Below are 25,376 nucleotides of genomic sequence, written 5' to 3' on the forward strand. Positions count from 1 at the left end.
AGGTGAGGGCCCGATGAGCAGCCCCTACGCCGGACCGAAGGACGTCGTCGTCCGCTACCGGGCCCTCACCGCCTCCGAGGCAGGCATCGTTCCCCACCTCATCGAGGACGCGAGCTCCCAGCTGGAGGCCGACGTCGTCGCGCTCGCCGAGCGGTTCGACGCCGGCACCCCCAGCTTCCGATCCCTCGTGACCGCGACCATCGCGCACTCGATCATCCGAGTGCTGCGCAACCCCAACGGCTGGCGACAGTTCGAGCTCGACGAAGGGTCCTTCACGCGCGACAGCGTGCTGTCCAGCGGCCTGTTGAAGTTCGAAGACCACGAGATCGCCCGCCTGCAGCCCCGCGTCGCCCTCGGCGGCATCTACACCGTCCCCCTGGGCTGATGCTCGACCTGTCCGCCGAGCTCGCCGAAGGTCGAGCAACCGCAGCCGCCCTGCTCGCCTCCACCTGCAAGATCACTCGTGCCAGCAGCGAGCGCGGACCACTGAATCCGGACACGCTCAAGTACGACGAGCTCGCCCCCCAGCTCGTGTACGAGGGGCCCTGTCGAGTCCAGATCGCTCGCGACAGCGACCGATCCGACGAGGTTGGCGACCGCACCGCGCGCATCGGTGACCGCGAACTGCAGCTTCCCGTCGACGGCACCGGCTCGGTGTCGACCGGCGACGTCGTCACCATCCTGACCAACCCCGCCGACAGAGCGCTCGTCGGCCGCGTCTACACGGTCACAAGCCGGCACGAGAAGACGCACGCGATCACCCGCCGACTCGCGGTGCAGGAGGTGACCGGCTGATGGCGCACTGGGACACCGACGAGCTCGACCGTCTGATCGTCGACATGTCCGGCGCGCCGGGCCGAATCCAGCGGTCGGCGCCGAAGGCCTTCGAGGTCGCCGCCAACAAGATCAAGAAGGGGCTCATCGCCGACGCAACCGGCCACGGGCACCTCCCCCAGCTCCCTCGGTACGTCTCCTACGACCGCCTCGCACTTCTGCGCTACGAGATCGGGTTTGAGAAGGACGGACAGGGCAACCTCGGGAACGTCGCGGCGATCGGCACATCCAACAACGCGCCCGTGCTCGACCACCGTGCATCCACCCGCCGTGAGCTCCCCCACCTGGAGCGCGCGCTCGGCGACATCGGCGAGAACGCCGTCCTCGGGGAGGAGCGGTGAGCGACGCCGACGTGCTCGCTCTGCTGCGGGACGTGCCGCACCTCAACGTGCACGACGGCCAGGTCGACGTCGACGAGACGAACAAGGTCATCCTCGTCGAGCTGCCCTACGTCGTGTTCTGGTCGACGTCCTCCCGCGACCGCGTCGTCGGGTTCAGCGGCGGCGCCCGCGGGCGTGTCGAGCAGTTCCAGCTCACCGGAGTCGGTGAGACCCGCGAGCAGGCCAAGGCTGTCCTCGAGAAGGCCCGCGCCGTCCTGAACCGTCGTCGCATCGCTGGCGGCCTGTGCAAGCGCGACGACGACAACCCGAGTGTGCGCCGAGACGACATCTACACCCGCCCCGGGGGCGGGCCCGTCTTCTACGGCGCCGACCGCTACACGCTCCCCACCTAGCCAGGAGGCACCCATGTCCGAAGGACCGTTCCGCGTCAAGCACCCGATCTTCGGCGAGTACAGCGAGTACCGCCCCGACCCGAACGTCGTCGAGATCCTCGACGCGCCCGCAGCCGACGCCAGCGGCAACCTGCTGCCGCCCAAGCCGCTCGAGGCCGACCCGCCCGAGAAGCTCACGGGCAAGGCGCTCGAGCAGGCGCTCACCGACCGAGGCCTGCCCATCACCGGCACGGCCGACGAGAAGCGCGCCGCCGTCGCCGATCACGACGCCGCGCGCGTCGCCGACCCCACCAACGGCGGAAGCGCCACCGAGACCACGGAGGTCTGACCCATGACCCTCACCATCCCCGAGTCCGCGATCGCGGAGGGCAACGTCTACGGCGTGTACGTGCCGACGCTCGCGACCGACAGCGCCGCCACCCTCATCGCCGGCATCAACCTCTCCAACTTCCTCATGCCCGACTGGGACGGCGCCACGCCGAACCAGAACACCGGTGAGGACCGCCGGTTCTCCTCGCGTCAGACGTGGGCGAAGTTCGGTCGCACGTCCTGGGAGATCGCGCCCCTGGTCTACACCTACCTGCCGCAGCAGCTCGGCACCCCCGGGCACGCGGCCAACAAGGTGTACGAGGGGCTCGCGCCGGGGAACAAGGGCTGGCTCGGCCTCGGCTACGGCATCCTGCCCACGAAGACGCTCGCCGCGAACGACATCTTCGACTTCTTCCCCGTGGAGTGCGGCGTGCAGGGAAAGCAGGCGCGCGGCCAGGACGAGTTCTCGCCGCTCACGGTCACCCAGCGCCTCATCGTGACCGGCCCGGCGCGTCTGGACCGCAAGCTCGTCGCCTGACCGGACGGGGTGGGCGGCACTTCCCGCCGCCCACCCCGGCCCCCCGAGCCGTCGCCACCCTGAGGAGGACCATGACCACGCACCGCCGCGCCGTGAGCGTCCCGCTGTACCCCGGCGAGTACGAACAGCGGCTCGCTGAGGCGTTCGCCGACTTCGAGAACGAAGCCCGCAAGTCGGCCAGCGCCGGCCAGGCGCGCTTCGGCCAGCGGTCCGCTGTGGCGCGCGCCGCGCGGACGTTCGATGACCTGCGTGAGCACCCGCCGGAGCCCGTCGCGTCCGTCACCCTCCACCAGGTGGGATACCTCGACTGGGACGACCTGGTCGAGCGTCACCCGGCTCGGGACGGGAACGCCGAGGACGCGATCAACGGCGTGGACATGAGCGTCTTCCCCCGAGCGCTCCTGCACCTGTCCCTCGTCTCCCCGGACGACACCCGAGACATCGGCGACCGGCTCGCAGCGGGAGAGCAGCAGCTCCGCACCCTGTCGCCGTCGCACGTGCACTACCGCAAGCTCGTCGGAGCCTCCTGGAACGTGAACAACGAGGCGCTCGACCTCCCAAAAGAGTCGCTCGCTTCGCTGCTGATCCAGCAGCGCAGCGACGGCTCCGAGCAGCAGAACTAGCCGGCGTCACTCTCCGCGTCTTCGACGGTTGGGCAGCGACCGAGCTCCACACTCACCGCGACGCGGAGGGCAACGTCACCGGCACCACGACCGTCACCCGCGAGCCGGAGTTCGACGAACGGCTCCGCGCCGAGTACCTCGCCGCCGCCACCTACCGCGCCTCCTGCTGCAGCCGGTGCGGCAACTACGACACTCTCGTCGAGCTGCCCCGCGGCCGGCGGAACGTCGTCTGGCACGAGCACGACTCCCGCGCGATCGACGTCAAGCAGTACGTCTGCCTAGCCTGCGGTGCGGGCGCCCTGGTCGAGCGCACGTTCACCGAGGCCCACAAGGACCGCCCGGTGCTGCCGGGTCAGGCTGCACCGAGCGACGGCAACGTCTTCGTGGCCACGCCGCTCTCAGCCGATGGGTGACCCGACCGCCTGACAGGACTCCGCCAGGCCGTCGAGGACGGTGAGCTCCTGGCGCAGCGCGGCGACGGCCTCGTCCCCCGGCTCCGCTTCGGCCCGCTGGCTCCAGGCATCGCGCAGCGTCGACAGCGCCGCCACCGCGGTCGGGTCTGCCTCGGAGATCAGCTCGTCCAGATCGTCGGTCATCGCCCGGTACTCCTCGCTGCTGACGGCGCCCGTGCTGCTCAGCTCCGCCACCCGGACGCACGCGTCCGCGAGCGACACCTGAGGCGTCGCTGACGCCTCCGCCTCGCCCGATGACTCATCGGGCGCGGAACACGCGCCCAGCCACAGCAGACACGTCAACAGGATCGCGGTCCTTCTCATCCCCGCAGCCTACGGCTGCGCGAGCCAGCGCGGGAGGTCGTCGTGCGAGATCGCGTCGTGAAGGTCGTCCTCGACGGTGACGTGTCGAAGTTCAACCGCTCGGTCCTGAGCGGCGTGGCCACGGCGAAGATGTTCAGCAAGGAGCTCGACACCTCGACCGACCGGGCCGCGAACCTCGCCCAGTCCGTCCTGGCGATCGGCCCAGCGCTCGTCCCGCTGGCTACCGCCGGCGTACCCGCCCTGGCCGGGCTGTCGAACCAGCTCGCGCTGACGGCCGGCGCGGCCGGCGTCGCCGTGATCGCGTTCTCCGGCGTGGGCGAGGCCCTCAAGGCGGTCAACGACTTCCAGATCGACCCGACTGCGGCGAACTTCAAGAAGCTGCAGGAGTCCATGGAGACGCTCGGTCCCGCCGGGCGTGACTTCGTGGTCTACCTGCAGTCCCTGCGGCCCGAACTGCAGCGCCTGCAGGACATCAGCCAGGCGGGCATCTTCCCCGGCTTCCAGGTCGGCATCGACGAGGCGATGACCAAGCTGCCGCAGGCGGAGCGGATCGTCGAGCAGATCTCCTCGGCCATCGGCATGCTGGCAGCCGAGGGGGGCACCGAGCTCGCCGGACCGCGGTGGCAGGAGTTCTTCGACTTCCTCGAGGCCGAGGCCAAGCCGACCCTCATGGACCTGGGCCGCACCGTCGGCAACCTCACCGACGGCTTCGCTCAGCTCTGGATAGCTTTCGCCCCGACGAGCGCCAGCTTCTCTGACTCGTTCCTTCGCATGTCCCGTGACTTCTCGCAGTGGGCGTCCGCAGTTGATGAGACCGAGGGGTTCCAGGACTTCCTGACGTACATCAACGAAACTGGGCCGGAGGTGTGGGACACCCTCGGCGCCCTCGGGAATGCGCTGCTGCAGGTCGGTGAGGCTGCCGCGCCCGTCGGCGCGTTGGCGCTGCCCATTCTTGAGTCGCTCGCCGACACTGTTGCCGTGATCGCCGACTCCGACGTCGGGCCGGTTCTCATTGGCACTGCGGCGGGGATCTCCGCGATCTCCCGGGCCATCGCTCTCTACAACGTGGCGAATGGGTCCGCACTCGCCGCACTGCTCACCGACACGCGAGTGGGCGCCGCCTGGAAGTCCGGGGTGCCAGCCGTCAGCGAGTTCGGGACGGTCCTGTTTCGCATGGGCCAGCGTGCCGAATACGCCGACGAGAAGACCAGGGCTGCACGCGAGTCAGTCGCACGCTATCGGCCAGTTCTCGCTGGCATCGCGGGCACGGCCGGCGTCGTCGCGGCTTCGATGCTCGACCTTGATGACGCCTTCGGCGTAAACGCCGCCACCTACGCCCTTGCAGGGTCCGCCCTGGGGCCTTGGGGCACCGCTGCCGGAGCGGCTATTGGCATCACCCAGGATCTCTCGGCCTCGACCAACCGACTGACTGACGCGATCGACGCCGCGAACCGTGCCGCAGACGGCGGAACGATCGAGCAGCGGAACGCCGCGATGGCGGCGCTGCGCGAGGAGGTCGAGAAGGCCGCCGCTGGCGAGGCTGGGTTCGGTCAGAGGATCGCCGAGTGGGCCGAGTACAGCCAGCACGGCGGCGACGCGATGGCCGGCGTCGCGGCGATCGTCGACAGGTTCACGACGTCCTCGAGCGAGGCCGGCGAGCAGCTCGCCGAGCTCGAGACCCGCCACGCGGCGGCACGTCGCGAGGCGCAGGACCAGGCGTTCACCGAGGCCGGCCTGGGCGACGCCATGATCGGTGCGTCAGACGCGGCACGCGAGCAGACCGCTGCGCTGCTGGAGAACGCGGACGCGAAGAACGCGGCGAAGGACGAGGCGCTCAAGGCGCTGGACGCCGAGCTGGCCTACGAGGCCGCAATCGACGCCGCAGCCAAGGCGGCGCGCGAGAACGCGAACGGCGTCGACAGCAACACCGAGGCCGGCCGGAAGAACCTCGCTCTGCTGTCGGACCTCGCCTCGGGATGGAACAACCTCAGCCCGGCGCAGCAGAACGCCACCGGGGCCGCCGACCGCGCTCGACGTGCGTTCATCCGTGCCGCCGAGGGTATGGGCGCTTCGAGGACGCAGGCGCGGCAGCTCGCGGACCAGCTGCTGCGGGTGCCGACGTCGGTGCAGACGAAGGTGCGGGTCGACGGGATCGACTACGGGCTCCGTGCGCTGCGCGCGCTGCAGGACGGCCTCAACAACCTGAGCCCGTTCAAGGACGTGACGATCCGCACCACGCGCGAGAACATCACCCGGGACATCAAGGTGCAGGGCGGCACGCAGAAGGCGATGGCCGACGGCGGGCGGGTAGAGGGCCCCGGCGGTCCGCGTGACGACCTCATCCCGGCGCTGCTGTCGAACGGCGAGTTCGTCGTCAACGCGCGCGCCACCGCAGCGAACCTGCCCCTGCTCGAGCGCATGAACAACGCGACCCGCTTCGCCGACGGCGGCCTGGCCGCACGCCCACTGCGCGCGACCGACATCGCCGGGGCGGCCGTGACGGCGCGCGCCGTATCCCCGGGGCCGCGAGTGCTCTCGGCCAGCCTCGCCGGCGCGCGCGTCGAGATCGGCGCCGACGGTCTGGGGCGGTTCGTCGACGGGCGGATCGACGTCGCCTTCGCCGCTGACGACGACTTCGAAGACGCAAACCGAAGGGCAGGTCGCTGATGACGACGCACGTTCTCACGGTCGTCACCGACGCGCACGTGTTCTCTGGCAACTCCGACCAGAACTACGGCGGCATGGCGCGCCTCGCGATCGCCGACGCGACCCGCTCGGGCTACGTCTACTTCAACCGGCCGTTCCCGCTCAAGGTGAGCATCGTCAGCGCCACGTTGCGGATCTACCAGTACGGTCCCGCGACCGGCGGGAACCGCACGGTGACCGTGCAGCGGGCCAACGGCCCCTGGAGTGAGACGGGCCTGACCTTCCAGAATCGCCCCGGAGCGACCGGACCCGCCGCGACGCGCACGCAGGGCGACAGCACCCAGGACGGGCGTCCGTGGACCTTCAACGTTCAGCCAGCGATGCAGCAGGTCGCCGACGGCGCCGACTGGTGGGGCTTCCGGATCATCGCCAGCCTGGCCGCGCCGATCTTCTTCTACTCCAAGAACGCGAACGTCGGCGGGTTCATGGCCACGCTCGAGGTCGAGTGGTCCGACGCGCCCGACGCGCCCACCGAGTGCAGCCCGACCGGCAACCAGGCCGTCGGCATCGTCCGTCCGACGTTCCGCATGGACTACACCGACCCCTCCGGTGAGGACGGCGTGCAGGGCGTGCAGGTGCAGGTCTACGAGTACGACCCGGTCGCGCAGCAGACCAACCTCGTCGTCGACTCCGGCCAGGTGGCGACCGACCTTCCCGAGTGGGCGTCGACGCAGGACATCGCCGCGACGGCCCGGGTCCTCTCCTGGCGCGGGCGGGTGCAGGACACCGCCGGCAACTGGTCGCCCTACTCCGCCCTGCAGTACTTCCTGCGCATCGACAAGGCGGCGCTCACGCTCACCAACCCGAGCGCGACGGTCTACACGCCCACCCCTTCGTGGTCGTGGACGTGGGAGCCGGCCGTCTCGACGGACACCCAGCGCGCGTTCCAGATCCTCGTGGTCGACCCGGACAACCCGACCGACGTCGTGTGGACGTCCGGGAAGCAGATGACCGGCGCCACCGCGTTCGCCATGCCGGCCGCTGACCGGCTCGTGCTCGTCCCGGGCAAGCAGTACCTGACGATCCTGCGCGCCTGGGGCACGGTCCTGCGTGGCGCGACCCCGGGCGACACGACCTACGTCGAGGTGTCGCGCCTGTTCACGGTCGCCACGACGGGCACGTCGACCGTCTCGAGCCTGTCGGTCAAGGCCGGGCAGCCGTTCCCTTCCCTCGAGTGGCAGACGCCGTCGGGCTCTACGCCCGAGGAGTTCGTCATCTACCGCAACGGGCGCACCATCGCGATCGAGGACGCGGCCACCCTGCGGGTCTCGGGGACCACCTACCGGTACGAGGACCGCACGGCCGCGCCGGGCACCACCCACACGTGGGGCGTCGCGACGAAGACCGGCGCCACGACGGCGAACCCCGTCGCCGTCACTGGCTCCGTGCTCGTCGAGGGCGTCTGGCTCTACAGCCTCAAGAACTCTGACGTCGCCTTCCAGCTCTCCGGCGGCGCGGCCGACCCCGAGCCGATGAGCTTCGAGCCCGACGAGGACGTCGCCATCGTCACTGGCTACGGCGCCTCGGTGCCCGTCATGATCGCCACGGCCGGCGGAGTGCGCGAGCCGCGGCGTCGCCTGCGGGCGATGCTCAAGGCGTCGGACCTGGACGCGTGGAAGCTGTTCACCGCGCCCCGGGCGCGGACGGTCGGGCTCATGCTCATCACGACCGTGCTCAAGGTCCAGATCTACAACGTGGTCACCGAGGACCGCGAGGATCTCGGCGACACGATCCCGGTCAGCTTCGACATGATCGTGGTCGGCTAGATGCTCTCGCTGGGCCTCAGCCGGGCGCAGTACCGCGAGTACCGGCGCACGCTCACCCGCTCGCACACGATGAAGGTGACCTGCCACCTCCTCACGCCCGAGCACCGCCTGGTGCGGACCATCCGCCACTCGCTGTCCGCCGGCCAGATCGACGTCACCACGCCGCGCCTCGACGGCGACTCGGTGGAGATCTCCCGCACCGCGTCGCTGAGGTTCTTCGACCCGGTCCAGAGCCTGTCCCTGGACGACTCGACGCCCGTCGACAACGCGTTCTACCTCAACCGGATGGTGCGCGTCATCTACAGCGTGCAGTGCTCGTTCGGGTGGGTCGACGTGCCCGTGTTCACCGGCCCGATCGTCAGCGTCGATCGCGATGGGGACGAAGTGGCTGTCGAGTGCCAGGGCAAGGAGGTGTGGGCGCTCGGCTCGGCTGTGCGCAACGCGATCCTCAAGGGCGACCGCGACGACGTCACCCGCCGCATCCTGTTCCGGGCCGGCGAGTCCAGCCGCTACATGCAGATCCCGCCCGGGGGCGGGAAGGCGCAGGCGACCATCGGTCCGCAGACGAAGCTGTGGCTCAAGGCGTGGAAGGCCCAGGCCGCCGCAGGGCGGGTCCTGTTCTACGACGGGCGCGGGATCGTGAAGGCGAAGCGCAAGCCGAGCAAGACCGCCCTCGTGCTCCGCGGCGGCGACAGCGGGCTGCTGTGGAGCGAGCCGCGGGTCTCCTACCGCGTCGACTCCTCGATCATCAACTACTGCAAGGTCGTCGGCCGCAAGCCCTCCAAGGGCAAGAAGACGCGCCCCTCGGCTGAGGTCGTCGCGCCGCGCGGCCACACGCTCTCGCCATGGAAGCTCGGCCGCAACGGGGAGCCGCTCTACCTGACCGGCGACGGTCGCGCGTTCATCGAGAACCCCGACCTCAAGACCAACGCCGCGTGCCGGCGTCTGGCCGAGCGCACCATCCAGGACTCGCTGCTGCAGCACGTCGAGGTCACCTGCGAGACGTTCCCGATTCCCGACCTCGAGCCGTGGGACATCCTGCACGTCGCCACCCGGGGCGTGTCGGTCCGCTTCCGCGTCGACGAGTTCACGCTCCCGCTGGTGCAGCGCGGCGACGGAGAGTCCATGTCGATCGGCGCCCGCAAGCCCACCAAGCGCTTCACCTACGCGTCCGAGCGGCGCATGCGCAAGCCCCGGCGGAGGAGGTGACCATGGAGGTCGTCGGCAAGATCGTCAACGTCGTCACGCTGGGCGTCGGCACCGCCCTCACGGTCGACCACACCGCTGGCGCCACGGCCCTCACCGTGTTCGACGGCTTCGAGTTCGACGAGGACGGCGGGCTGCTCGAGCTCGGCGACGACCTACTCGCCTACACCGGCTTCACGACCGACGAGGAGGAAGCCGGCCAGCCCGACACGATCCTGCTCGCCACTCCCCTGGCAGCCGACTACGAAGCTGGCACCCGGGCCCTGGTGTGGCCCTATTCCAACGCCACCACGGCGGCCGTCGTGATCGAGGAGACCGGCGAGGCGCTCGAGGTCGCCGTGCCGCAGCAGCTCGTGCCCACCCTCAAGGACGGCATGCGCGGCGACAACGGCGAGACCGTCACTGTCGCCGATGACGGCGGGGACTGGCAGATCGTGTCCGTCGAGAAGGACAAGGTGCTCCTCGACGGCGCAAGCATCGACCCTGAGTCGACCGTCCCGCCGGCCGCGCTCACCGACGGCAAGCCGCCCACGCACTCGCCCGAGCCGACCGTCACGTCCTTCCTCGGCGTGCTCGTCGCTAGGTGGCCCGCACTCGACGTCGCCGAGAACCCTGACCCCACCAGCTACGAGATCCACGCCTCCCCGGACGCGAACTTCGTCCCCTCGGCCGCCACCCTTGCCGACGACACCCCGGGCCTGCTGTCCTACATCCGGTCGACCGTCGGCGGCGGGCCGCTGGCCTACGACACCGACTACTACGTGCGCATCGTGGCCAAGGATGCCGACGGCGCTGCCGCGCCCTCCGCGCCCATCATCGGGCGCGCCAGCAAGGTCGGGCTCGCCGACATCATGGCCGGCGCCGTCACCGCCGAGATGCTCGAGGCCGTGCTGGTGCTGGTCTCCACGATCAAGCTCGGCAGCCTCATCGACATCTCCGTGCCCACCACCGACGCCGAGGGCCGACCCGTCGGCGGCATCGTCGTGCGAGACCCCGCCAACCCCACCGGGGTGCCCCTGGTCCAGCTCCACCCCCTCGGCTGCCGGTTCAAGGGCGAGCTCGTCACCGACCTGCTCACCATCCTCGAGCGGGCGGTCATCAACAGCCAGCTCATCCTCGGCCCCGGCTCGGTCACCGAGCTGCAGCAGGGCATCCCCGACCCCAGCGAGGCGCCCGACGTCAAGACGGGCCCCGAGGCGCGCACCGCCTGGCCGGCCGTCCCGACCGGCTCGGTCGAGCGAGGCATCACCTGGGACGCCACCACCTCGACCTGGTGGCGGCTGCTGTGGAACGCCACCCAGAAGGCGATCGCCGTACAGGCGGTCAACGCCGCCGGCGAGGTCACCTCCAACGTCGCGATCACCACCAGCGGCCTGGACTTCGTCAGCGAGGTCTCCTCCATCGTCCGCGCCGGCGACGGGTTCGCGCTCATGGTGCTCGAGGCGTTTGCCGACGGCTCCCGCTACTGGCGGATCGCCCGCTACGCGCTCGGCAACAACGGCGCCCGACTCGCGGTCACCACCTACTGCCCCCAGGCCGACGTCGCCGGGACCCCGGCTGTCGGCCGACACGAGGGCACCAGCGACCTCGTCGTCTCCCGCCTCACCGCCAGCAACCGGCGCATCTACGCCCGCCCGGTCATCGGCAACGACCTGCAGCTCGGGAACAAGGCCATCGAGATCTCCACGACCTTCCCGGCCGGGACCACGATGGACGGGCGCGCCACGCAGATCGGCTCCTTCGACTTCGGTTCGGCGACGTTCTGGTTCGCCGCCAGCGACCGCAACTACTTCGCCGCGTTCCCCGGATGGCCCGCCGACGGCTCCGCCACCTCGGTGGCCGAGAAGACGACCGCCGCGTTCCCCACCGACGCGACCATCAGCAACGGCGGCGCCGCGTGGAAGCCGCTCACCAGCGGGGCAGGTGACCGGTTCTACTCCACCTCCGCCGACCAGATCCTCACCCAGTGGAGCGCCTACGCGGGCGTCAACGACCAGTCCTGGTCGATCCTCTACGCCGACACCAACGCCAGCGGCTCCACCGCCGCGTCCCCGGTCCGCACGCTGACCGTGCCACGCCGCCGGGCCGTGACCGTGACCCTCCCGCCGCCGGCCAAGGGAGTCACCGGCGCGGCCGTGTGGGTCGGGTACGCCGCCTCCGGCGTCGCGACCACGTTCTACCGCCGCAGCGAGGCACTCAGCGCCTCGCGATCCATGATCCTGCTCGGCAAGTCCACCAGCGGGTCGACATCGGTGCCCAGCACCAACACCATGGGCGGCACCGCCGCCCTCCTGCGCTCGCAGCGCCAGAGCGCGGCGCTCGGCTGGGAGATGGACGCCTCCGGCATGATGCGCCGGCGCACGCCCGTCACCGACGACGCCGACGTCGCGAACAAGCAGTACGTCGACCGCGATGCCCCTGCCAACCACTCCGCCTGGTACCGCGCGGCGGGACAGAGCATCGGCGACAGCAGCGACACCGCCTACCTGGACATCGCGGGCACGTCGGCCGACACCACCGGCGCATGGACCAAGGCGTCCGCCTCTCCGTTCGGCTTCACGTGCCAGCAGGCCGGGGTCTACGACATCGTCGTCTCGATCAACTGGGACGCCGCCAGCGCCGGCCGCCGCTCGCTCGTGTGGGAGCTCGGCGGCGTCGTCCAGCCCGAGCGCACCGACATGGCCCCGACCGGGTCCTTCATCGTCGGCCAGCAGGTCGTCATCTCCCGCCGCTTCACCGCCGGGGAGGTCGTCGCGTTCCGCGCGTTCCAGACCTCCGGTGCGACCCGAAGCGTCAGCAAGCAGCGCGTCACCTTCACCCGAAAGGCAGCCTGATGCCCACCACCCAGCCCGAGCAGTTCATCGAACGCCGCGACACGTGCCAGGCGATGCTCCTGACCGAGGACAACGGCGCCGAGGTCGCCGCCTGGTGCGACGGGAACGTCATCCAGGGACCCGGGGGAGACCCGGCGCGCCAGGCCGTGACCTGGTGGGCGGGCGACACCCCGATCACCGCCCGCGTCGGCGACCGCGTCGTGCTGCGCCCCGGCGCGGACTTCGTGCGCATCCCGGCCGCGGAGTTCGACGCGCAGTGGATGCCGAACGCATGAGCACCGACCTGTACGTCCTGCGCGACGGCCGCCACCCGGTCGTCCTCGGCATTCTCGTGTTCCTCGCCCTGGTATCGCTCTACAGCCTGGTCATCGACCCGCCCAGCCGGAACATCGACCTCGCCTTCGACTACCCCCAGCGGGCCATCTGGTCCGCGCAGGTGCTCACTGCCGCGCTCGTCACCCTCACCGGCCTGCACCTCAAGGACCGGATCCTCGGCGCGCTCGTCGAGCGCGTCGGCTGGGGCCTGATGGTCGTCGGCGTCGGCACCTACCTCACGATCCTGGCGACCTACTCTACCTGGAGCGCCGCGGGCATCGTCTTCGCGATCTCGGCCGGCGTCGTCGTCGGATCGGCGCTGCGCATCCGCCAGATCACCCGGGACCTGCACGACCTCCGCCGCACGAGCCGAGCACTCGATGCCTGACTGGTTCGGGAACCTGCTCATCGGAGCCGTCAGCGCCTCCTTCGGCGGCGGCCTCGCGACCCTCATCCTGGCCCCGCGCCAGCGCCGCAAGCTCAAGGCCGAGACCGACGCCACCGACGCGGACGCCGCCAAGGTCATCACCGACACCGCTATGCAGCTCCTCAACCCGCTGCGGGAGCAGGTCGCGGCGACGCAGACCCAGCTCGAGGAGACACAGACCCAGCTCGACGCGACCCGCACTCAGCTCGACGAGACGCAGACCGAGCTCGCCGGCACCCGCGCCGAGGCAGCCGCGCTCACCCGCGAGCTCGCCTGCATCCGCGAGGAGTACGAGCTGTACCGCGCGACGCACCCGCCCGCGCGCTGACTCACCCACCAGCCCACCCGCCGGCACCTCGCCGCGCGGGCAACTCCACCTGTCCAAGGAAGGACATCAACATGGCGAAGCTCTACGGGATGCCGACGTGCCGATGCGTCGAGATCTGGCTGCCCACGTTCCTGCGACTGCTCGCGCGCTACGGCATCACGGCCCGCGCCACCCAGCTCACGGGTGACTACGGACCCAGCGGCGGCACGCACGGCGGCGGCGGAGCGATCGACCTCGTCATCCAGAGCACGGGCGGTCGGACCCTGGCTGCGGCCTACTGGCTGGTGATCAAGCTCGCCCGCATCGCCGGCGCCGATCCCTCGTGGCACCGCCCCGCGGGCTGGAACAACGGCACGGGCATCAACCACGCGCACATCACCCTGCGCGGCTGCAAGCACCGTGCCGACGCGGCGATCGACCAGGAGTTCGACGTCGACGCGAGGCTGAACGGGCTGGCGAACAACGCCCCCGACCCCGGGTACAGGCCGCTGTCTCACCGCTCCTGGGCCGCCGGCGTGCGCTGGATGCGCTGGAAGCTGCTCCCGAGCCTGCCCGGTCTGCGCGTCGTCACGGCCGAGCAGGGCCTGCCGGTGCGCACCGCACGCGGCACCAAGGGTCCGATCGTGAAGACGCTGCGCAAGGGCGAGAAGTTCCGCATCCGCGGGCGCGACCCGCACAACCGCGAGTGGTTCATCACGACCAAGGGGAACCGCGTGAGCGCGTCCTCGAAGTACTCGAGGAAGGCCTGAGCCATGCGCCGCGCTCTCGTCCTGCTGCTCGCCGCGCTGCGGTCGGCCGGCGTGTGGGTGAACGCCCGCCGGAAGGCCGTCGTCGCGTTCGTCATGCCCGGGCTCGTGATCCTCGCCCCGACGCTGCTCGCCGGCGACGTGCCGACGGCGGGGGAGGTCCGGGTCGCGCTCGTGACGTGCGTCCTGACCGCCCTCGGCGTCGAGCGGATCTCGAACCGTCGCCCCGTCTCGAGCGGGCGGCACTGACTCGGCGGACCCGGCCCACCGGGGCCGGGTCCGCCTTCTGGTCGTCTCTCGCGACCGACTGCACGGACTCCCGACGGAGGCGCCAAGCCCCGTTGCCACCCTGGGGAAGGGACTGACCCATGACCACCCGCACTGTGCAGATCCGCACCAGCGTCCCGGGGCTCGACGGCCCCGTCCCGCTGGGCCCGGACGCCGAGGTCGACATCAAGCCCAGCCGAGCCTGGACCGTCGGCGACGCGATGCTGCTCCCCGAGCCTGTCACCGCCGCGGCCGGCACCGACGTGGCACTCGAGGTCACCCCCGCAGGCTGCGCCTACGAGGTCAGCATCGGCACACCCGACGGCTTCCACGGACCGATCTACGTCGTCGTGAACCCCGGCGGCCCGATCGCGCTCGTCAACCTGCCTGTCGTCGATCCCGAGACGCTCGACGCCGTCGACCCGGGCCCCGCCTGGTGGGCGGTCGCCGACGACATCGTCGCGGCGCGTGACGCCGCGCAGGCTGCGGCGATCTCGGCCGACCAGTCCGCGACCGCCGCAGCGCAGTCGGCCACGGCCGCCGATGGGTCGGCGACGACCGCAAGCACGAAGGCCGGCCAGGCAGCAGGGTCGGCGTCGGCCGCGGCGGGCTCGGCGAGCACCGCCAGCACGAAGGCCGGCGAGGCGTCGACCAGCGCGACGAGCGCCAGCAACTCCGCGACGTCGGCAGACACGGCTCGAGCGGCGGCCGTGGCCGCTCGCGACCAGGCCCTCGCGCAGACCTTCGGCGGCGCCGACCTGGGCACCAGCGACCTCAACACCATCACCACCCCCGGCATCTACAAGCAGGGTGTCGGGACCAACGCGACCGCGGCCTCGAACTACCCCGCGACCCGCGGCGGCACGCTCGAGGTCCGCTGGCTCGGGAACGCGTCGAACGTCCTGCAGACCTACACGGTGGAGAACTCGGGACGCCCGCTGAGCTGGGTGCGGTGGCGCTGGGCGGGCAACTGGCAGCCTTGGAGGTCTGCGACGGCACCCCGCGTGGTGCAGCCGTCTGGACAGCCCGGCACCGAGGTGCTCGCGATGGACGACGTCAACAACCGCGAGCAGGGCCTCATGGCGTTCGGCTACGACCTCGGCACTGCCGACCTCAACGTCGTCACGACGCCGGGCATCTACTCACAGCTCAACGCGGCGAACGCGCTCACCGCCTCGAACTATCCAGTGGCCGAGCGCTGCACCGTCGAGGTGGTGCCCACGGGGGCGTCGACCGTCGACGGCAGGTTCATCACCCAGCGCGTCACCGTCGTCGCCGGCGTGAACCGGCACCGCGACCAGTGGGTGCGCCGCGGCCAGCTCGTGTCCGGTTCGTGGTCGTGGGAGACCTGGCGGCGTGGCTCTGGCACCAGCGTGACGGCGGCTGCCGGTCAGCCGGGCAACAACCTGCTCCTGTGGGACGACGTCGCCGCCGCCAATGTGCAGGTGCCGCTCACGAACGTTGCACTCGGCAACGTCAACCTGAACGCCATCACCGTCCCGGGCACCTACGGCCAGGCGACCGTGGGCAACGCCACGGTGGACAACAACTACCCGCCTGTGCCCAATCGCGCGTGGATCATCGAGGTATCCCAGGCGGCCAGCGGCGCCACCGTGCAGCGCGCCACCATCCACTCTGGCGGGTCCGGTGCGACGCGCGGGTTCTGGCAGCGGCGCCTCATCGGCGGGTCGTGGGACTCCTGGTACTACACGCCCGCGCAGCGCTCCGTCCTGCCGACGTCCGGCGCGCCGGGCGTCGAGGTGTACACCCACGAGGAGGTCAGCGGCACCGAGCGGCAGCTCCACGTCACCAACATCGACCTTGGCACCGCAGACCTCAACGCGATCACGGTTCCCGGCACGTATCGCCAGTCCACCGGTTCGAACGCCACTCTCGCCGCTAACTACCCTGTCGCGGTAGGCGGCACCCTCGAGGTTCTGCCCGTCAACGGGTCGACCCGATTCCTTCAGCGGTACACGCCTCACACCGGCAGCAGCTCCACCGGCATGAGGGTGCGCTACGAGCGCGAGAACGCAAACGGCGCGTGGTCTGTCTGGCGGCCCTACTCCTCGCAGCGCACCGACAAGTCCGCCGGCATCGCCATCTACGCGTGGGACGAAGTCGCCGGCCGCGAGCAGCTCGTCTACGGCGACACCGGCCTGCGGGACATCAGCTCTCTGCTCGACACGAACCTCTTCGCCTCGGGCAGTGTGCTCTTCGTGCGCCGCAGGACCTACGAGGTGACGTTGCAGGGTGCGGTCATCGTGAACGCCGACATGACGACGGAGAACAACCTCATCCCGAGCACGCCGGGCTGGCCCTCCGGGTTCAGCATCCAGGCGCAGATCGTGACCCGCACCCCGTTCCGCATGTCGGCTGCTGCCGTCAACCACTACCTCCGCTACACGCAGGGTGTCGCGCAGGTCAGCCCGCTGGGCACCCTGACGCCCGGCCAAGGGTCCTTCGCCTTCCTCGTGAAGTACGACACGGCCTCGGCCTGGCCGACCTCCCTGCCGGGCAACCCGTCCGGCACCATCCCGAACGCCTGACCGAAGGAGCACGACCATGGCACTGCCCGCGATCGAGAACTACACCGACGAGAAGCTCGACGAGCTCCTGAACGCGATCCTCGCGCTGAAGGAGAAGCGCGAGCGACTGCGTCGCGTGCCCGAGCAGCTCGCCGAGCAGGCGCGCACGTTCGTTGCCGACGGCGGCGACGCCGAGACGCTGCGCACCGCGCTCGACGTCGCGCTCGAGCCCACGCCGGCCGACGTCGAGGAGACGCCGTCGTGATCGTCCGGCGCGACTCCGGGGGCGGCCTGTGGCTGTGGTGCCCCGGCTGCGAGGAGGCGCACCGGGTCTCCGTCGACGGTCACGCCGCATGGGAGTGGGACCACGACGAGGAGCGTCCGACCATCTCCCCGTCGCTCCTGGTCCGTGGCACGCAGTCGGCCGAGGGCGAGGACTTCCACAAGCCTCACCACCCGGACGTGGCCGCGGGCGGACCGATCGTCTGCCACTCCTTCGTCCGGGCGGGTCGGTGGGAGTTCCTGGCCGACAGCACACACCTCCTCGCCGGCCAGACCGTCGACGTCGTGCCGCTGCCCGACTGGCTCGCCCGACCCACCGCCTGACCCACCCAGCACGGCCTACGCGCCCCTCTCGCCACCACGGCGGGAGGGGCGCTTTCGCTGTCTGGCTCAGCCCTTCTTCGGGAGGCCCATCTCATCGAGACCTGCCGAGGCAAGAGCCTCCTGGTCATCTCGCTCGCTGTTCGCGAAGTGGAACACCAGCCTGGCGCGCAGACGGGCGCGAGCTTGCGGCGTCATGCGCGCCTGACGAAAGTTCGTGAGCCACTGCAGATCCTCGAGGTTCTTCTCGCCAATCGAAACACGCTCAACCAGCTCCACTACCCAAACCTTGTTCGGCTTGTCCGCGAGAGCGTCCGTAGGCTCAAGCAAGTGGAAGTACTTCGAGTACGACACTCCTTCTGAGGGCGCGTCAGTTCTGAGCGAGACCATCAGCTGGTGGTCGTCGGGTAGCCGCCGCACTTCTCCAATCCGGCCGAGCAGCACGGTGTGCTTCTGCTCGACAGTGCAGCACTGATCCAGCACCACTGCGTTCCTCGACGCGTAGACGCTGGCCCGCAACTCCTCGGTCGTGAGCTCCATGGTGCCTCGACGGGGAAACGGCATGCCGCAGAGCAAGTCACCCTGCCGAAGAGCGTCTTGAACTCCCGGCTTGGTCGTCTCCCACACCCTACGCGTCGCTGGTGTAGAACGCCGAGTAGTCCAGTTCGTCCGGGTGGGCGCTGAGTGCGGCCCGCATCATCGAGATATCCGCAGCCGTCAGGGTTTCGAAGTCGGCCTCGCTCAGTTCACGGACCGGCTCCAGGTGCAGTGGACGGTTCAGGTTGATGACTTCCGGCCCACCCATCGACAGCGTGCGGACCTCGAACGCAGTGTCCGACACCAAGGAGCGACCCATGGCCACAGCCGGCGGGGAAACAATCGAAGCAGCAAGGAGCACGCTGAGACCCATCGTCTTCACGTCAGACATGGCGCACCCCTTCCGAGTTCATGATGTTGTCGTACTGATCGATCGACCCTTGCAGGATAGCGACAAGTTCTGCGGCGCGGTCACGCGAGAACAAGAAGAGCCCTCGCCCCTGAACCTTCAGTTCTCCACCCAGAGCGGTCAACTGGGCTCTGACCTCATCCTCGGTCCCCAAGAGGATGGGCGGGAGGGCGTGGCCGAGGTAAATCAGGATGCCGTCCGGAACTCCCCCGCCGGCGGGCGGAGCGAGGCTCACCGCGACCTGGTTGATCGGGTGCAGCGTGAGGTCGTCTACAGACCACGACGGAGTCATCTGGATCTCGGTCATAGACCGAGTCTCGCATGAGCCCACCCGTGCTGCCTAGGTGGCGTACTTGACTGGCAGAACTGACCGTCCTTTCCAACCACGCGTTTCGTCGCTGGTGCGACCTACGCTCGCGCCCATGGCACGCAGCAGGCTGACCGACGACCAGCACCTCGAGATCCGACTCAGCTCGACAGCCCGCCGGCTCGCACGCGCCTATGTAGATCGAGCCGTCGCCGTGGCCGAGCTGCAGGAGCTCGCCGGCGGCCGCGGGGATCTCCTCGCGCTCGCGGCTGGTCGCGCGCTCGGCGACTTCCTCGCCCGGCCCACTGCGCAGTTCCCCGGCGACCTGCACGTCTCGGCGCTGCTGCTCGAGGCGGGCGCCGACCCTCGGCTCGTCGTCGTGCACACCGACGAGACGCGAGAGTACGTCGGCCGCGGCCACCACAGCACCGCGACGACGGGCGGTCCACCGAACGGCGGCTACCAGCCCTAGGGGCCGGTCACTGTCGCTGGTACTTTCCGCCGGATCCGCTGTAGGCGGTTGACCTCCACAGGGTGCGCGGCGAGCGCCTCGGGCATGTCGATCAGCTCGTTGAGCCGCTGCGCTGCTCGGGTCACCGAGAGCCCGGTGACCTCCATGACCTTCGCGTTGCGCATGCCCGGGTACCGCCACGCTTGAGACCAGATCTTGATGAGCTCGTGGTCGGACTCGGTGATCACGTCACGCGGGCGCGACGTCGGCTCGACGTCCTGGGTCTCGTCGACGGCGTCCTCGGCGGTCATGCGATCCATCATGCTCGCGTCCTCCGACATCGCAGACCGTCGTGGGGCAGCACGTGGGGCAGCGTCAGGTGTCATGACGTCACGCCGCGTCATAGGACTACCCCGCGAAAGCCTGCAATCGCGGGCAGAACAGCCACCGCATCATGCTGGGTCACAGTCCGTCATCATCCGCAGGACTCACTTTTAATCCGCGGGTTGTGGGTTCGAGTCCCACGGGGCCTACCTACCAGGGTTGTGGTTCGTGTCGAGCTGCGGACACATCCGGGTCACGACCGATCGATGCTCGACCGTCGCCGACGGATCTACTGCACCTGCGACCAGTCCATGGCGAGGACGTCGTCGATCACCGCGCCGTACTGGGAGCGGTCGAAGCGGGCGGACCAGACCTCGGCGTTGTAGCCGGCGAACGGCTCGTACGTGACCTGCCAGCCGATCTCGCGCCACTCGACCACGTCGTCGTCGACGACGACCTCGGTCGTCAGCGCTCCGCAGTCCAGGTCCCCGCAGGGGCACTCGAGGAGCACGACGCGACCGTCCTCGAACGCGGCCCCGAAGGGGGCCCACGGAGTCCCGCTCCGCCCGAGCAGCCGGTCGAGCCGGGTGCGTTCGAAGCGCGGGACGAACGTCGGCAGATCCGTGCGGTCGCCCCGCAGACGGAGCAACAGCTCGCGCCGCTGGTCCTCGTCCGCTCCGGCGTAGAGGGGCGGCATCGAGGTGGGGTCGTCGACGATCTCCCGGAGCGGGACGCCGTTGATCGTCCACTCCACCGCTGCCACCGACGACTCGGCCTGCCGCAACCTCTGGTCGCCGCCGAAGAGTGCGACGCGCGTCGTCTGCACGCCCAGCCGGTCCATGACCGAAGCCTAGGGGCCGCGGGACGCATCACCGACCGGGCATCGGGGCAGGGACCCGTGGCCCTCGCGGACCGTCCGTGGCGGTGGACAGGTCGCCCGAAGCTCGTCAGAATGGTCGGTTGCCTCGGCCGAGGGAACGGCGCGCGACCGACCGTCACCCGCCCTCATCTCGTGAACGAGGTCGACCCATGTCCTGGAGAACTCGCCGGCGGGCGCGCCGCCAACCGACGTACGTCCCGCCCCTGCGGTTCTGGATCGGTCCCGACGGGGAGATCGGCTACCCGCCCGAGCTGCTGGAATGGCCCTTGCCGCTCTCGCGCGGTCCGGCGCGCCCCACCCTCCCCCGCACCGAGGTCACCGGCGTCGACGCAGCGTCGCTGGCCGAGGCTGCGGCCAGCGGAGACCTTGCCGACCTCCTCCTGCCCGACGGCAACCGGCTGTACACCCACCACATCCGCATCGAGCACTTCGGCTACGCGTTCGCGCCCCTCCCCACCCTGACGCTGGTCCTGCCCTCCCCGTTCGACGATGGGCCGTCGACTCGGGTCCGGTTCGAGGACGCGGTCGTGACGGACTGGACGACCGAGGCGGGCTACTCGGCTGACCACCCGAACGACGAGCTGTGCGAGCTGCGGTGGGACGGCTGGCGCACCTTCCTCCTCGACTTCCTGAGCTTCAAGATCATCGTCCTCGCGAGCCGTCTCGACGTCGAGGTGCTTGAGTGAGGCCCGGGCGATCGGGCGCAGTCGCGAGACCGTCGACCGAGCTGCTCGCGGATCCTCGAGCGTCGAAGACACTCACGACCTCTCGCGCAGGTCGGGTTCGAAAGCCAGCGCCATCCCAAGAAGCTGATGCGCCTCAGTCGCGCCTCGGCATCGCCACCACCGTTCGGGCAACACTCCTCTCGCCATCCCCCACCCGGCTGAGTGCCGTAGCTACTCAGCCGGCTCGGGTGCGGCGGGAGCTGGCGTGTCGGGTCCTGAGGGTGCGGTGGGTCTGGTGGGTGTGGGGGTCGATGGTGAAGAACCCTTGGTGCACGGCCGCATGGCATCTCGGGCACAACCCGATGAGGTTGTGCAGGTCGGTGGTGCCGCCGTCGGACCAGTAGGTGATGTGGTGGACGTGGACGACGGGTCCTCTGCAGCCGGGTCCGGCGCAGGTGCCGTCTTGTCGGTTGACGACGGCCTTGCGCTGAGCCGGGGTGGCGAGGCGGTGGGTGCGGCCGACGTCGAGGACGGTGTGTCTGCCGGCGGTCAGGATGGGGGTGAGGTCGGCGTCGCAGAGCATCTGCTGCAGCTGGCCGGGGCCGATGGTCCCGAACCCGGCGAGCTCGCCGGTGGTTCGGTCGGGGTCCTGGGCGATCTGGGCGAGGTCGGCGGTCAGGTCCACGTGGGGGCGCACGCCTCTGTCCTGCGGCAGGCCCGAGGCGAGGATGCCGGACAGGAGCTGGTCGAGGGCGGTGACGCGGCGTTCGGCGACGGGTCGGTCGTCCTCGGCGCAGGTGGGGGCGGACAGTGACTGCAGGATCGTCTTGAGCTTGGTGCCGGTGTCGAAGGGCAGGAACCCGGTCACGGCCACGCCGTCACCGACGACGGAGACCTTGATGTCGTGCCGGTCCATCCCTTTGATCCAGGCCTCGTCGAGGTCGTCGGGGTGGGCGGTCGCGCGCAGCTTCTTGACGGCCTTGCGGATCTGGACCGGCTCGGCCCGCTCGGCCAGGCGCAGCATCCAGCCCATCGAGTGCTCCACGACCATCGGGTCGATGTGCCTGGCGGCGTAGCCGAACGCGTCCACATGGTCCAGGGAGACGGCGCCCTCGACGGCGAGTGACTCCAGGTCGGGCATGTCCCGCAGCGTCCGGCCGGAGCGGACCAGCTGGCCCGCCTGTCTGCCGTCGAGGTGCAGCTGGTCACGCAGCCAGTTCTTCAGGCTCGAGCAGCCCTCGGCCTCGAAGTCCCGGTGCTCGTCCACCTCCGCGACCAGGGCCACCTTCTCCGCGTCGATCGCGTTCGAGAGTCCCTGCAGGATCCGCAGCGCGTCGGTGGGCGTCGGGAAGGCGCGCAGCTCAGCGACGGCGACCTCGAGCCGGTCGGCGAGCTGCGTGCTGGACATGACTCCATGATACCGAACAGATGTTCGAGAAACAACCCTCAGTTCGACTTTTTGTCCTACAATTCCAGGGTTTGTCGCGTCGACCTCGAGGGGCGACCTCGTCCGCCCCGCGAGGCTCCGCTCGTGGCGGACGGCCTGCGGAGACCGCTCCGCCGAGGCTCGGAGCAGCAGGCGTGCGCGGCCATCCGCCCGGTGTGGCACAGCAGAGCCGCCGAGGGTCAGGACCAGTCGTGGTTCACCCCATCCAGCCTCACCGTCGCCTCAGCAGAAGACTCAGTGCTTGAGCGGGTTCAGCGACCGCCCCATCAGGTACTGCAGGCGGAACGGCACCGGGCGCATCGCGTGCGACAGCACCTTGTTCACGCGACCCGCGACGCAGACCGGCTTGCCCGTCTCGACGGCCGCCCAGCCCTCGCGCGCGACGGCGTCGGCCTCCTGCCAGAGGAGAGCGGGGAGCCGGTTGGCGGCCTCGGCGCTGCCCATCGTCGCGTGGAACTCGCTGCGGGTGAAGCCGGGGCAGAGCGCCGTCACGTGGACGCCGCGCGGCTTGAGCTCCATGTCGAGCGCCTGCGACATGTCGAGCACGTAGCTCTTGATGCCGGTGTACAGCAGGCTCTCGCCGGGCGGGGCGAACGCCGCGAGCGAGGAGACGTTGACGATGCGACCGTGGCCGCGCTGCTTCATGCCGGGCGCGAGGAGGTGGGCGAGCTCGGTCACGGCCGTCACCATCACCTGGATCTCCGCCGCGAGCGCCGACCACGGCGTCTCCGTGAAGGCCGCGTCGCCGGACAGGCCCGCGTTGTTGACGAGCACGTCGACCTCGAGACCCAGCTCCTGCACGGCCTCCACGACCGCGCGGGGCGCCGCGGGATCGCTCAGGTCGGCGGCGACGACCTCGACCCGCACGCCGCGCCGGTCGCGCAGCTCCTGCGCGAGCTCGTCGAGCTTCTCCTGACGGCGGGCCACGAGGACGAGGTCGAGACCGTCGTCCGCGAGGACGCGGGCGAACGCGGCGCCGATGCCGGAGGAGGCGCCGGTGACGAGGGCGGTACGGGACTGGCTCATGCAGGGTCCTTCGGGTGGGGCGGGACGTGGATGGTGAGGAACTCGAGCTGCTCCGCGACGACGGCGTCGAAGAGCGGCGCGACGTACGGGTCGAAGTGGCCACCGTCGTGCACGCGGACGGTGGACCGCGGGATCCGGGCCGCCGCCCGTTCGGCGACCCTCCGCGGCGTGATGGCGTCGCGCGTGACGATCTGGACGAGGACCGGGCAGGGGATCTGCGCGGCCCGGCGTCCGGGCGAGTAGAGACCGATGCGCAACGCGATGCGGGCCGCGACCGTGCGCGGGTAGACGTCCTCCCCCAGCCCCGACTCGCGGAACAGGGGCGTCATGCCGGGGTAGGCGTCCGGCGTCGTCATCATCCCGGTGCCGCCCGGACGGGCGACGCTGTCGACGAGCACCGGCGGCCGACCACGACGGGCCGCGACCAGGTCGCGCAGCGCCGGGACGGCCAGCCGGAGCGCGGCGCGTGCACCGGTGGCCCTCACGGCCGCCGGTCCGCTGACGTGCGGCACCTGCGCGACGACCGCGGCGAGCGGCTCCCCCTGGCTCGCCATCGTCAGCACGTGGCCGCCGGCGAACGACGTCCCCCACGCCACGACGCCGTCGGGGTCGACGTCCTCGAGCGACCGCGCGAAGCGGAGGGCCGCGCGCCAGTCGTCGTGCTGCATGGCGATGTCGAGGACCTGACGGGGCTCGCCCTCGCTGTCGCCGAAGCCGCGGTAGTCGAAGACGACCACGACGTACCCGGCGGCGGCGAAGCGCTCGGCGTACGCGTAGAGCCGCAGCGCCCGGACCGCGCCGAACCCGTGAGCCATCACCACCACGGGCGACGCCCCGTGCCGGCCCGCCGGCCGGTGGACGCGGGCGGCGCACCGGGTGCCGCCGGAGACGAACCACTCGTCCGACGTCGCGACGCTGCTGGTGACCGGCTCGGTCATGGCGCACTCCCCTTCGTGGGCGGCGTGGTCCCGTCGACACACTCTTGAGCGTCGTTCAAGAAAAGGTAGGGGCCTCTTGAACGTCGTGCAAGATAAGGTGACGTGTGCCTCGTAACCGCCGCGCCCAGGGCCGGGAGGAGAAGTCCGCCGAGATCGTCGCCGCAGCAGCCGCCCTGTTCGCCGACGTCGGGTACGAGAAGACCTCGATGGCACGGGTGGCCCGCGCCGCCGACGTCACCACGACGACCATCTACTGGTACTTCGCCGACAAGGAGGCACTGCTCGTCGGCGTGCTCGACCACCTCCTCGGCGACCTCGTGGCCGGTCTGGAGAGCCAGGCCGAGCAGCCGCCCGTCGACCGTCTGCTCTGGGTGGTGGAGCAGCTGCAGCAGCGCAGCAAGCTCGTGACGACCGTCCACGCGCTCGCCGCCACGTCGGCGACGGTGGCCACCTGGCACGACGCGTTCCACGCGCTCACCGACGCGATGCTGGCCGACGAGCTGCGTCTGCTGGGCGTGCCCGAGGACCAGGTGCCGGCGACGACCCGCCTGGGCGTCTTCGCCGTCGAGGGCCTGCTCGTGCACGACCTGCCGCGCGAGGAGCAGCGCGCGGTGCTGGAGCTGCTGTCAGGCCGCCGCTGACGGCACGGCGCGCGCCCTGGCCGCAGCCGCCCTGCGCTCGCGCACCCGCCGAGCGGTCACCGCGTCGTAGACCGTGCCGACGACGGTTCCGAGGATCGGCGGGACCAACGGCCCCACGAAGCACCACAGCATGATGATGATCCCGGTCGCGTCCATGGTGTGACCTCCGTCATAGGCAGACCCCCAGGCTCGACGCTTCGCGAGGACCTGTC

Annotated in this window: 32 protein-coding genes; 22 read left to right on the top strand and 10 right to left on the bottom strand. The window is 70.4% G+C overall.

Annotated elements, in window-relative coordinates; genetic code table 11:
- The first annotated feature begins 13 nt into the window (after positions 1–13).
- The 7 genes from QE370_RS02265 to QE370_RS02295 all read left to right on the top strand — a co-directional run bounded on the left by QE370_RS02265 (position 14) and on the right by QE370_RS02295 (position 3,037).
- Positions 14–385 (top strand): hypothetical protein, encoded by a 372-nt coding sequence (locus QE370_RS02265; RefSeq protein ID WP_309633261.1) that lies wholly within the window; start codon positions 14–16, stop codon positions 383–385.
- Positions 385–795: a DUF6093 family protein gene (locus tag QE370_RS02270; RefSeq protein ID WP_309633262.1), complete on the top strand. Its 411-nt coding sequence runs from the start codon at positions 385–387 to the stop codon at positions 793–795. Before QE370_RS02265 ends, QE370_RS02270 begins: the two co-directional genes overlap by 1 nt.
- On the top strand, positions 795–1,175 hold the full coding sequence (locus QE370_RS02275; protein ID WP_309633263.1) for a hypothetical protein: 381 nt from the start codon (positions 795–797) through the stop codon (positions 1,173–1,175). The genes QE370_RS02270 and QE370_RS02275 overlap by 1 nt, the downstream gene beginning before the upstream one ends.
- The gene (locus QE370_RS02280; protein ID WP_309633264.1) at positions 1,172–1,567 is read left to right on the top strand and encodes a hypothetical protein; all 396 of its coding nucleotides are present in this window, start codon (positions 1,172–1,174) and stop codon (positions 1,565–1,567) included. The genes QE370_RS02275 and QE370_RS02280 overlap by 4 nt, the downstream gene beginning before the upstream one ends.
- A 13-nt stretch (positions 1,568–1,580) precedes the next feature.
- Positions 1,581–1,895, top strand: coding sequence for a hypothetical protein (locus tag QE370_RS02285; protein ID WP_309633265.1), 315 nt, complete (start codon positions 1,581–1,583; stop codon positions 1,893–1,895).
- A gap of 3 nt (positions 1,896–1,898) precedes the next feature.
- Positions 1,899–2,414: a hypothetical protein gene (locus QE370_RS02290; RefSeq protein WP_309633266.1), complete on the top strand. Its 516-nt coding sequence runs from the start codon at positions 1,899–1,901 to the stop codon at positions 2,412–2,414.
- Positions 2,415–2,485: 71 nt separating this feature from the next.
- Positions 2,486–3,037, top strand: coding sequence for a hypothetical protein (locus tag QE370_RS02295; protein WP_309633267.1), 552 nt, complete (start codon positions 2,486–2,488; stop codon positions 3,035–3,037).
- A 398-nt stretch (positions 3,038–3,435) separates the two neighbouring features.
- Here the strand turns inward: QE370_RS02295 and QE370_RS02300 are convergent, their stop codons facing one another.
- Complete coding sequence (locus tag QE370_RS02300) at positions 3,436–3,813, bottom strand: hypothetical protein (protein WP_309633268.1); 378 nt, start codon at positions 3,811–3,813, stop codon at positions 3,436–3,438.
- Between the two features lie 57 nt (positions 3,814–3,870).
- Here QE370_RS02300 and QE370_RS02305 point away from each other — a divergent pair, with 57 nt between their 5' ends.
- The 12 genes from QE370_RS02305 (at position 3,871) to QE370_RS02360 (ending at position 17,542) form a co-directional block, all read left to right on the top strand.
- Complete coding sequence (locus QE370_RS02305) at positions 3,871–6,480, top strand: hypothetical protein (protein ID WP_309633269.1); 2,610 nt, start codon at positions 3,871–3,873, stop codon at positions 6,478–6,480.
- Positions 6,480–8,285, top strand: coding sequence for a DNRLRE domain-containing protein (locus QE370_RS02310; protein WP_309633270.1), 1,806 nt, complete (start codon positions 6,480–6,482; stop codon positions 8,283–8,285). The genes QE370_RS02305 and QE370_RS02310 overlap by 1 nt, the downstream gene beginning before the upstream one ends.
- Positions 8,286–9,494 (top strand): hypothetical protein, encoded by a 1,209-nt coding sequence (locus QE370_RS02315; protein ID WP_309633271.1) that lies wholly within the window; start codon positions 8,286–8,288, stop codon positions 9,492–9,494. It begins immediately after the preceding gene.
- A gap of 2 nt (positions 9,495–9,496) precedes the next feature.
- Positions 9,497–12,325 (top strand): hypothetical protein, encoded by a 2,829-nt coding sequence (locus QE370_RS02320; protein ID WP_309633272.1) that lies wholly within the window; start codon positions 9,497–9,499, stop codon positions 12,323–12,325.
- Positions 12,325–12,600: a hypothetical protein gene (locus QE370_RS02325; RefSeq protein WP_309633273.1), complete on the top strand. Its 276-nt coding sequence runs from the start codon at positions 12,325–12,327 to the stop codon at positions 12,598–12,600. The genes QE370_RS02320 and QE370_RS02325 overlap by 1 nt, the downstream gene beginning before the upstream one ends.
- Positions 12,597–13,028, top strand: a complete 432-nt coding sequence (locus QE370_RS02330; RefSeq protein WP_309633274.1) for a hypothetical protein — start codon at positions 12,597–12,599, stop codon at positions 13,026–13,028. Before QE370_RS02325 ends, QE370_RS02330 begins: the two co-directional genes overlap by 4 nt.
- Positions 13,021–13,395: a hypothetical protein gene (locus tag QE370_RS02335; protein WP_309633275.1), complete on the top strand. Its 375-nt coding sequence runs from the start codon at positions 13,021–13,023 to the stop codon at positions 13,393–13,395. Before QE370_RS02330 ends, QE370_RS02335 begins: the two co-directional genes overlap by 8 nt.
- A 71-nt stretch (positions 13,396–13,466) precedes the next feature.
- Entirely contained in the window at positions 13,467–14,144 is a 678-nt protein-coding gene (locus QE370_RS02340; protein WP_309633276.1) for a hypothetical protein, read from the top strand.
- A gap of 3 nt (positions 14,145–14,147) precedes the next feature.
- Positions 14,148–14,390 carry a hypothetical protein gene (locus QE370_RS02345; protein ID WP_309633277.1) on the top strand — a complete coding sequence of 81 codons (243 nt, stop codon included), beginning with the start codon at positions 14,148–14,150 and terminating at the stop codon, positions 14,388–14,390.
- Positions 14,391–14,509: 119 nt separating this feature from the next.
- Positions 14,510–16,957: a pyocin knob domain-containing protein gene (locus QE370_RS02350; RefSeq protein WP_309633278.1), complete on the top strand. Its 2,448-nt coding sequence runs from the start codon at positions 14,510–14,512 to the stop codon at positions 16,955–16,957.
- A gap of 16 nt (positions 16,958–16,973) precedes the next feature.
- Positions 16,974–17,201, top strand: coding sequence for a hypothetical protein (locus tag QE370_RS02355; RefSeq protein WP_309633279.1), 228 nt, complete (start codon positions 16,974–16,976; stop codon positions 17,199–17,201).
- Positions 17,198–17,542, top strand: coding sequence for a DUF6527 family protein (locus QE370_RS02360; protein WP_309633280.1), 345 nt, complete (start codon positions 17,198–17,200; stop codon positions 17,540–17,542). Before QE370_RS02355 ends, QE370_RS02360 begins: the two co-directional genes overlap by 4 nt.
- A 66-nt stretch (positions 17,543–17,608) precedes the next feature.
- Here QE370_RS02360 and QE370_RS02365 read toward each other — a convergent pair whose 3' ends face one another.
- The 3 genes from QE370_RS02365 to QE370_RS02375 form a co-directional block, all read right to left on the bottom strand.
- Complete coding sequence (locus QE370_RS02365; RefSeq protein WP_309633281.1) at positions 17,609–18,079, bottom strand: hypothetical protein; 471 nt, start codon at positions 18,077–18,079, stop codon at positions 17,609–17,611.
- An 88-nt stretch (positions 18,080–18,167) separates the two neighbouring features.
- On the bottom strand, positions 18,168–18,467 hold the full coding sequence (locus QE370_RS02370; RefSeq protein WP_309633282.1) for a hypothetical protein: 300 nt from the start codon (positions 18,465–18,467) through the stop codon (positions 18,168–18,170).
- Positions 18,460–18,792, bottom strand: coding sequence for a hypothetical protein (locus QE370_RS02375; protein WP_309633283.1), 333 nt, complete (start codon positions 18,790–18,792; stop codon positions 18,460–18,462). The genes QE370_RS02370 and QE370_RS02375 overlap by 8 nt, the downstream gene beginning before the upstream one ends.
- Before the next feature lie 115 nt (positions 18,793–18,907).
- Here QE370_RS02375 and QE370_RS02380 point away from each other — a divergent pair, with 115 nt between their 5' ends.
- A complete protein-coding gene (locus QE370_RS02380; RefSeq protein ID WP_309633284.1) occupies positions 18,908–19,264 on the top strand; it encodes a hypothetical protein in 357 nt (118 codons plus the stop codon).
- Here QE370_RS02380 and QE370_RS02385 read toward each other — a convergent pair.
- Positions 19,261–19,554: a DUF3263 domain-containing protein gene (locus QE370_RS02385; protein WP_309633285.1), complete on the bottom strand. Its 294-nt coding sequence runs from the start codon at positions 19,552–19,554 to the stop codon at positions 19,261–19,263. The genes QE370_RS02380 and QE370_RS02385 overlap by 4 nt on opposite strands.
- 302 nt (positions 19,555–19,856) lie before the next feature.
- A complete protein-coding gene (locus QE370_RS02390) occupies positions 19,857–20,408 on the bottom strand; it encodes a hypothetical protein (RefSeq protein WP_309633286.1) in 552 nt (183 codons plus the stop codon).
- 188 nt (positions 20,409–20,596) lie between these two features.
- On the opposite strand from QE370_RS02390, the gene QE370_RS02395 reads away from it, so the two are divergent.
- The gene (locus tag QE370_RS02395) at positions 20,597–21,133 is read left to right on the top strand and encodes a hypothetical protein (protein ID WP_253024924.1); all 537 of its coding nucleotides are present in this window, start codon (positions 20,597–20,599) and stop codon (positions 21,131–21,133) included.
- Positions 21,134–21,347: 214 nt separating this feature from the next.
- Here the strand turns inward: QE370_RS02395 and QE370_RS02400 are convergent, their stop codons facing one another.
- The 3 genes from QE370_RS02400 to QE370_RS02410 all read right to left on the bottom strand — a co-directional run bounded on the left by QE370_RS02400 (position 21,348) and on the right by QE370_RS02410 (position 24,523).
- Positions 21,348–22,520, bottom strand: coding sequence for a DUF222 domain-containing protein (locus QE370_RS02400; protein WP_309633287.1), 1,173 nt, complete (start codon positions 22,518–22,520; stop codon positions 21,348–21,350).
- A gap of 273 nt (positions 22,521–22,793) precedes the next feature.
- Positions 22,794–23,585 (bottom strand): SDR family oxidoreductase, encoded by a 792-nt coding sequence (locus QE370_RS02405; protein ID WP_309633288.1) that lies wholly within the window; start codon positions 23,583–23,585, stop codon positions 22,794–22,796.
- Positions 23,582–24,523, bottom strand: coding sequence for an alpha/beta hydrolase (locus tag QE370_RS02410; RefSeq protein WP_309633289.1), 942 nt, complete (start codon positions 24,521–24,523; stop codon positions 23,582–23,584). The genes QE370_RS02405 and QE370_RS02410 overlap by 4 nt, the downstream gene beginning before the upstream one ends.
- Before the next feature lie 104 nt (positions 24,524–24,627).
- On the opposite strand from QE370_RS02410, the gene QE370_RS02415 reads away from it, so the two are divergent.
- Positions 24,628–25,164, top strand: a complete 537-nt coding sequence (locus QE370_RS02415; protein ID WP_309633290.1) for a TetR/AcrR family transcriptional regulator — start codon at positions 24,628–24,630, stop codon at positions 25,162–25,164.
- On the opposite strand, the gene QE370_RS02420 is transcribed toward QE370_RS02415, so the two are convergent.
- Positions 25,150–25,320 carry a hypothetical protein gene (locus tag QE370_RS02420; RefSeq protein ID WP_253024916.1) on the bottom strand — a complete coding sequence of 57 codons (171 nt, stop codon included), beginning with the start codon at positions 25,318–25,320 and terminating at the stop codon, positions 25,150–25,152. The genes QE370_RS02415 and QE370_RS02420 overlap by 15 nt on opposite strands.
- Positions 25,321–25,376 lie beyond the last annotated feature (56 nt).

Source organism: Aeromicrobium sp. SORGH_AS_0981 (assembly GCF_031453195.1).
Classification (GTDB): Bacteria; Actinomycetota; Actinomycetes; order Propionibacteriales; family Nocardioidaceae; genus Aeromicrobium.

Excerpts from the sequence above, each read along its gene's own strand:
- QE370_RS02265 (WP_309633261.1), top strand. The coding sequence starts at position 14 with ATGAGCAGCCCCTACGCCGGACCGAAGGACGTCGTCGTCCGCTACCGG.
- QE370_RS02270 (WP_309633262.1), top strand. The coding sequence starts at position 385 with ATGCTCGACCTGTCCGCCGAGCTCGCCGAAGGTCGAGCAACCGCAGCC.
- QE370_RS02275 (WP_309633263.1), top strand. The coding sequence starts at position 795 with ATGGCGCACTGGGACACCGACGAGCTCGACCGTCTGATCGTCGACATG.
- QE370_RS02285 (WP_309633265.1), top strand. The coding sequence starts at position 1,581 with ATGTCCGAAGGACCGTTCCGCGTCAAGCACCCGATCTTCGGCGAGTAC.
- QE370_RS02290 (WP_309633266.1), top strand. The coding sequence starts at position 1,899 with ATGACCCTCACCATCCCCGAGTCCGCGATCGCGGAGGGCAACGTCTAC.
- QE370_RS02295 (WP_309633267.1), top strand. The coding sequence starts at position 2,486 with ATGACCACGCACCGCCGCGCCGTGAGCGTCCCGCTGTACCCCGGCGAG.
- QE370_RS02300 (WP_309633268.1), bottom strand. The coding sequence starts at position 3,813 with ATGAGAAGGACCGCGATCCTGTTGACGTGTCTGCTGTGGCTGGGCGCG.
- QE370_RS02310 (WP_309633270.1), top strand. The coding sequence starts at position 6,480 with ATGACGACGCACGTTCTCACGGTCGTCACCGACGCGCACGTGTTCTCT.
- QE370_RS02315 (WP_309633271.1), top strand. The coding sequence starts at position 8,286 with ATGCTCTCGCTGGGCCTCAGCCGGGCGCAGTACCGCGAGTACCGGCGC.
- QE370_RS02320 (WP_309633272.1), top strand. The coding sequence starts at position 9,497 with ATGGAGGTCGTCGGCAAGATCGTCAACGTCGTCACGCTGGGCGTCGGC.
- QE370_RS02325 (WP_309633273.1), top strand. The coding sequence starts at position 12,325 with ATGCCCACCACCCAGCCCGAGCAGTTCATCGAACGCCGCGACACGTGC.
- QE370_RS02330 (WP_309633274.1), top strand. The coding sequence starts at position 12,597 with ATGAGCACCGACCTGTACGTCCTGCGCGACGGCCGCCACCCGGTCGTC.
- QE370_RS02335 (WP_309633275.1), top strand. The coding sequence starts at position 13,021 with ATGCCTGACTGGTTCGGGAACCTGCTCATCGGAGCCGTCAGCGCCTCC.
- QE370_RS02340 (WP_309633276.1), top strand. The coding sequence starts at position 13,467 with ATGGCGAAGCTCTACGGGATGCCGACGTGCCGATGCGTCGAGATCTGG.
- QE370_RS02345 (WP_309633277.1), top strand. The coding sequence starts at position 14,148 with ATGCGCCGCGCTCTCGTCCTGCTGCTCGCCGCGCTGCGGTCGGCCGGC.
- QE370_RS02350 (WP_309633278.1), top strand. The coding sequence starts at position 14,510 with ATGACCACCCGCACTGTGCAGATCCGCACCAGCGTCCCGGGGCTCGAC.
- QE370_RS02355 (WP_309633279.1), top strand. The coding sequence starts at position 16,974 with ATGGCACTGCCCGCGATCGAGAACTACACCGACGAGAAGCTCGACGAG.
- QE370_RS02365 (WP_309633281.1), bottom strand. The coding sequence starts at position 18,079 with ATGGAGCTCACGACCGAGGAGTTGCGGGCCAGCGTCTACGCGTCGAGG.
- QE370_RS02370 (WP_309633282.1), bottom strand. The coding sequence starts at position 18,467 with ATGTCTGACGTGAAGACGATGGGTCTCAGCGTGCTCCTTGCTGCTTCG.
- QE370_RS02375 (WP_309633283.1), bottom strand. The coding sequence starts at position 18,792 with ATGACCGAGATCCAGATGACTCCGTCGTGGTCTGTAGACGACCTCACG.
- QE370_RS02380 (WP_309633284.1), top strand. The coding sequence starts at position 18,908 with ATGGCACGCAGCAGGCTGACCGACGACCAGCACCTCGAGATCCGACTC.
- QE370_RS02385 (WP_309633285.1), bottom strand. The coding sequence starts at position 19,554 with ATGACCGCCGAGGACGCCGTCGACGAGACCCAGGACGTCGAGCCGACG.
- QE370_RS02390 (WP_309633286.1), bottom strand. The coding sequence starts at position 20,408 with ATGGACCGGCTGGGCGTGCAGACGACGCGCGTCGCACTCTTCGGCGGC.
- QE370_RS02395 (WP_253024924.1), top strand. The coding sequence starts at position 20,597 with ATGTCCTGGAGAACTCGCCGGCGGGCGCGCCGCCAACCGACGTACGTC.
- QE370_RS02400 (WP_309633287.1), bottom strand. The coding sequence starts at position 22,520 with ATGTCCAGCACGCAGCTCGCCGACCGGCTCGAGGTCGCCGTCGCTGAG.
- QE370_RS02405 (WP_309633288.1), bottom strand. The coding sequence starts at position 23,585 with ATGAGCCAGTCCCGTACCGCCCTCGTCACCGGCGCCTCCTCCGGCATC.
- QE370_RS02410 (WP_309633289.1), bottom strand. The coding sequence starts at position 24,523 with ATGACCGAGCCGGTCACCAGCAGCGTCGCGACGTCGGACGAGTGGTTC.
- QE370_RS02420 (WP_253024916.1), bottom strand. The coding sequence starts at position 25,320 with ATGGACGCGACCGGGATCATCATCATGCTGTGGTGCTTCGTGGGGCCG.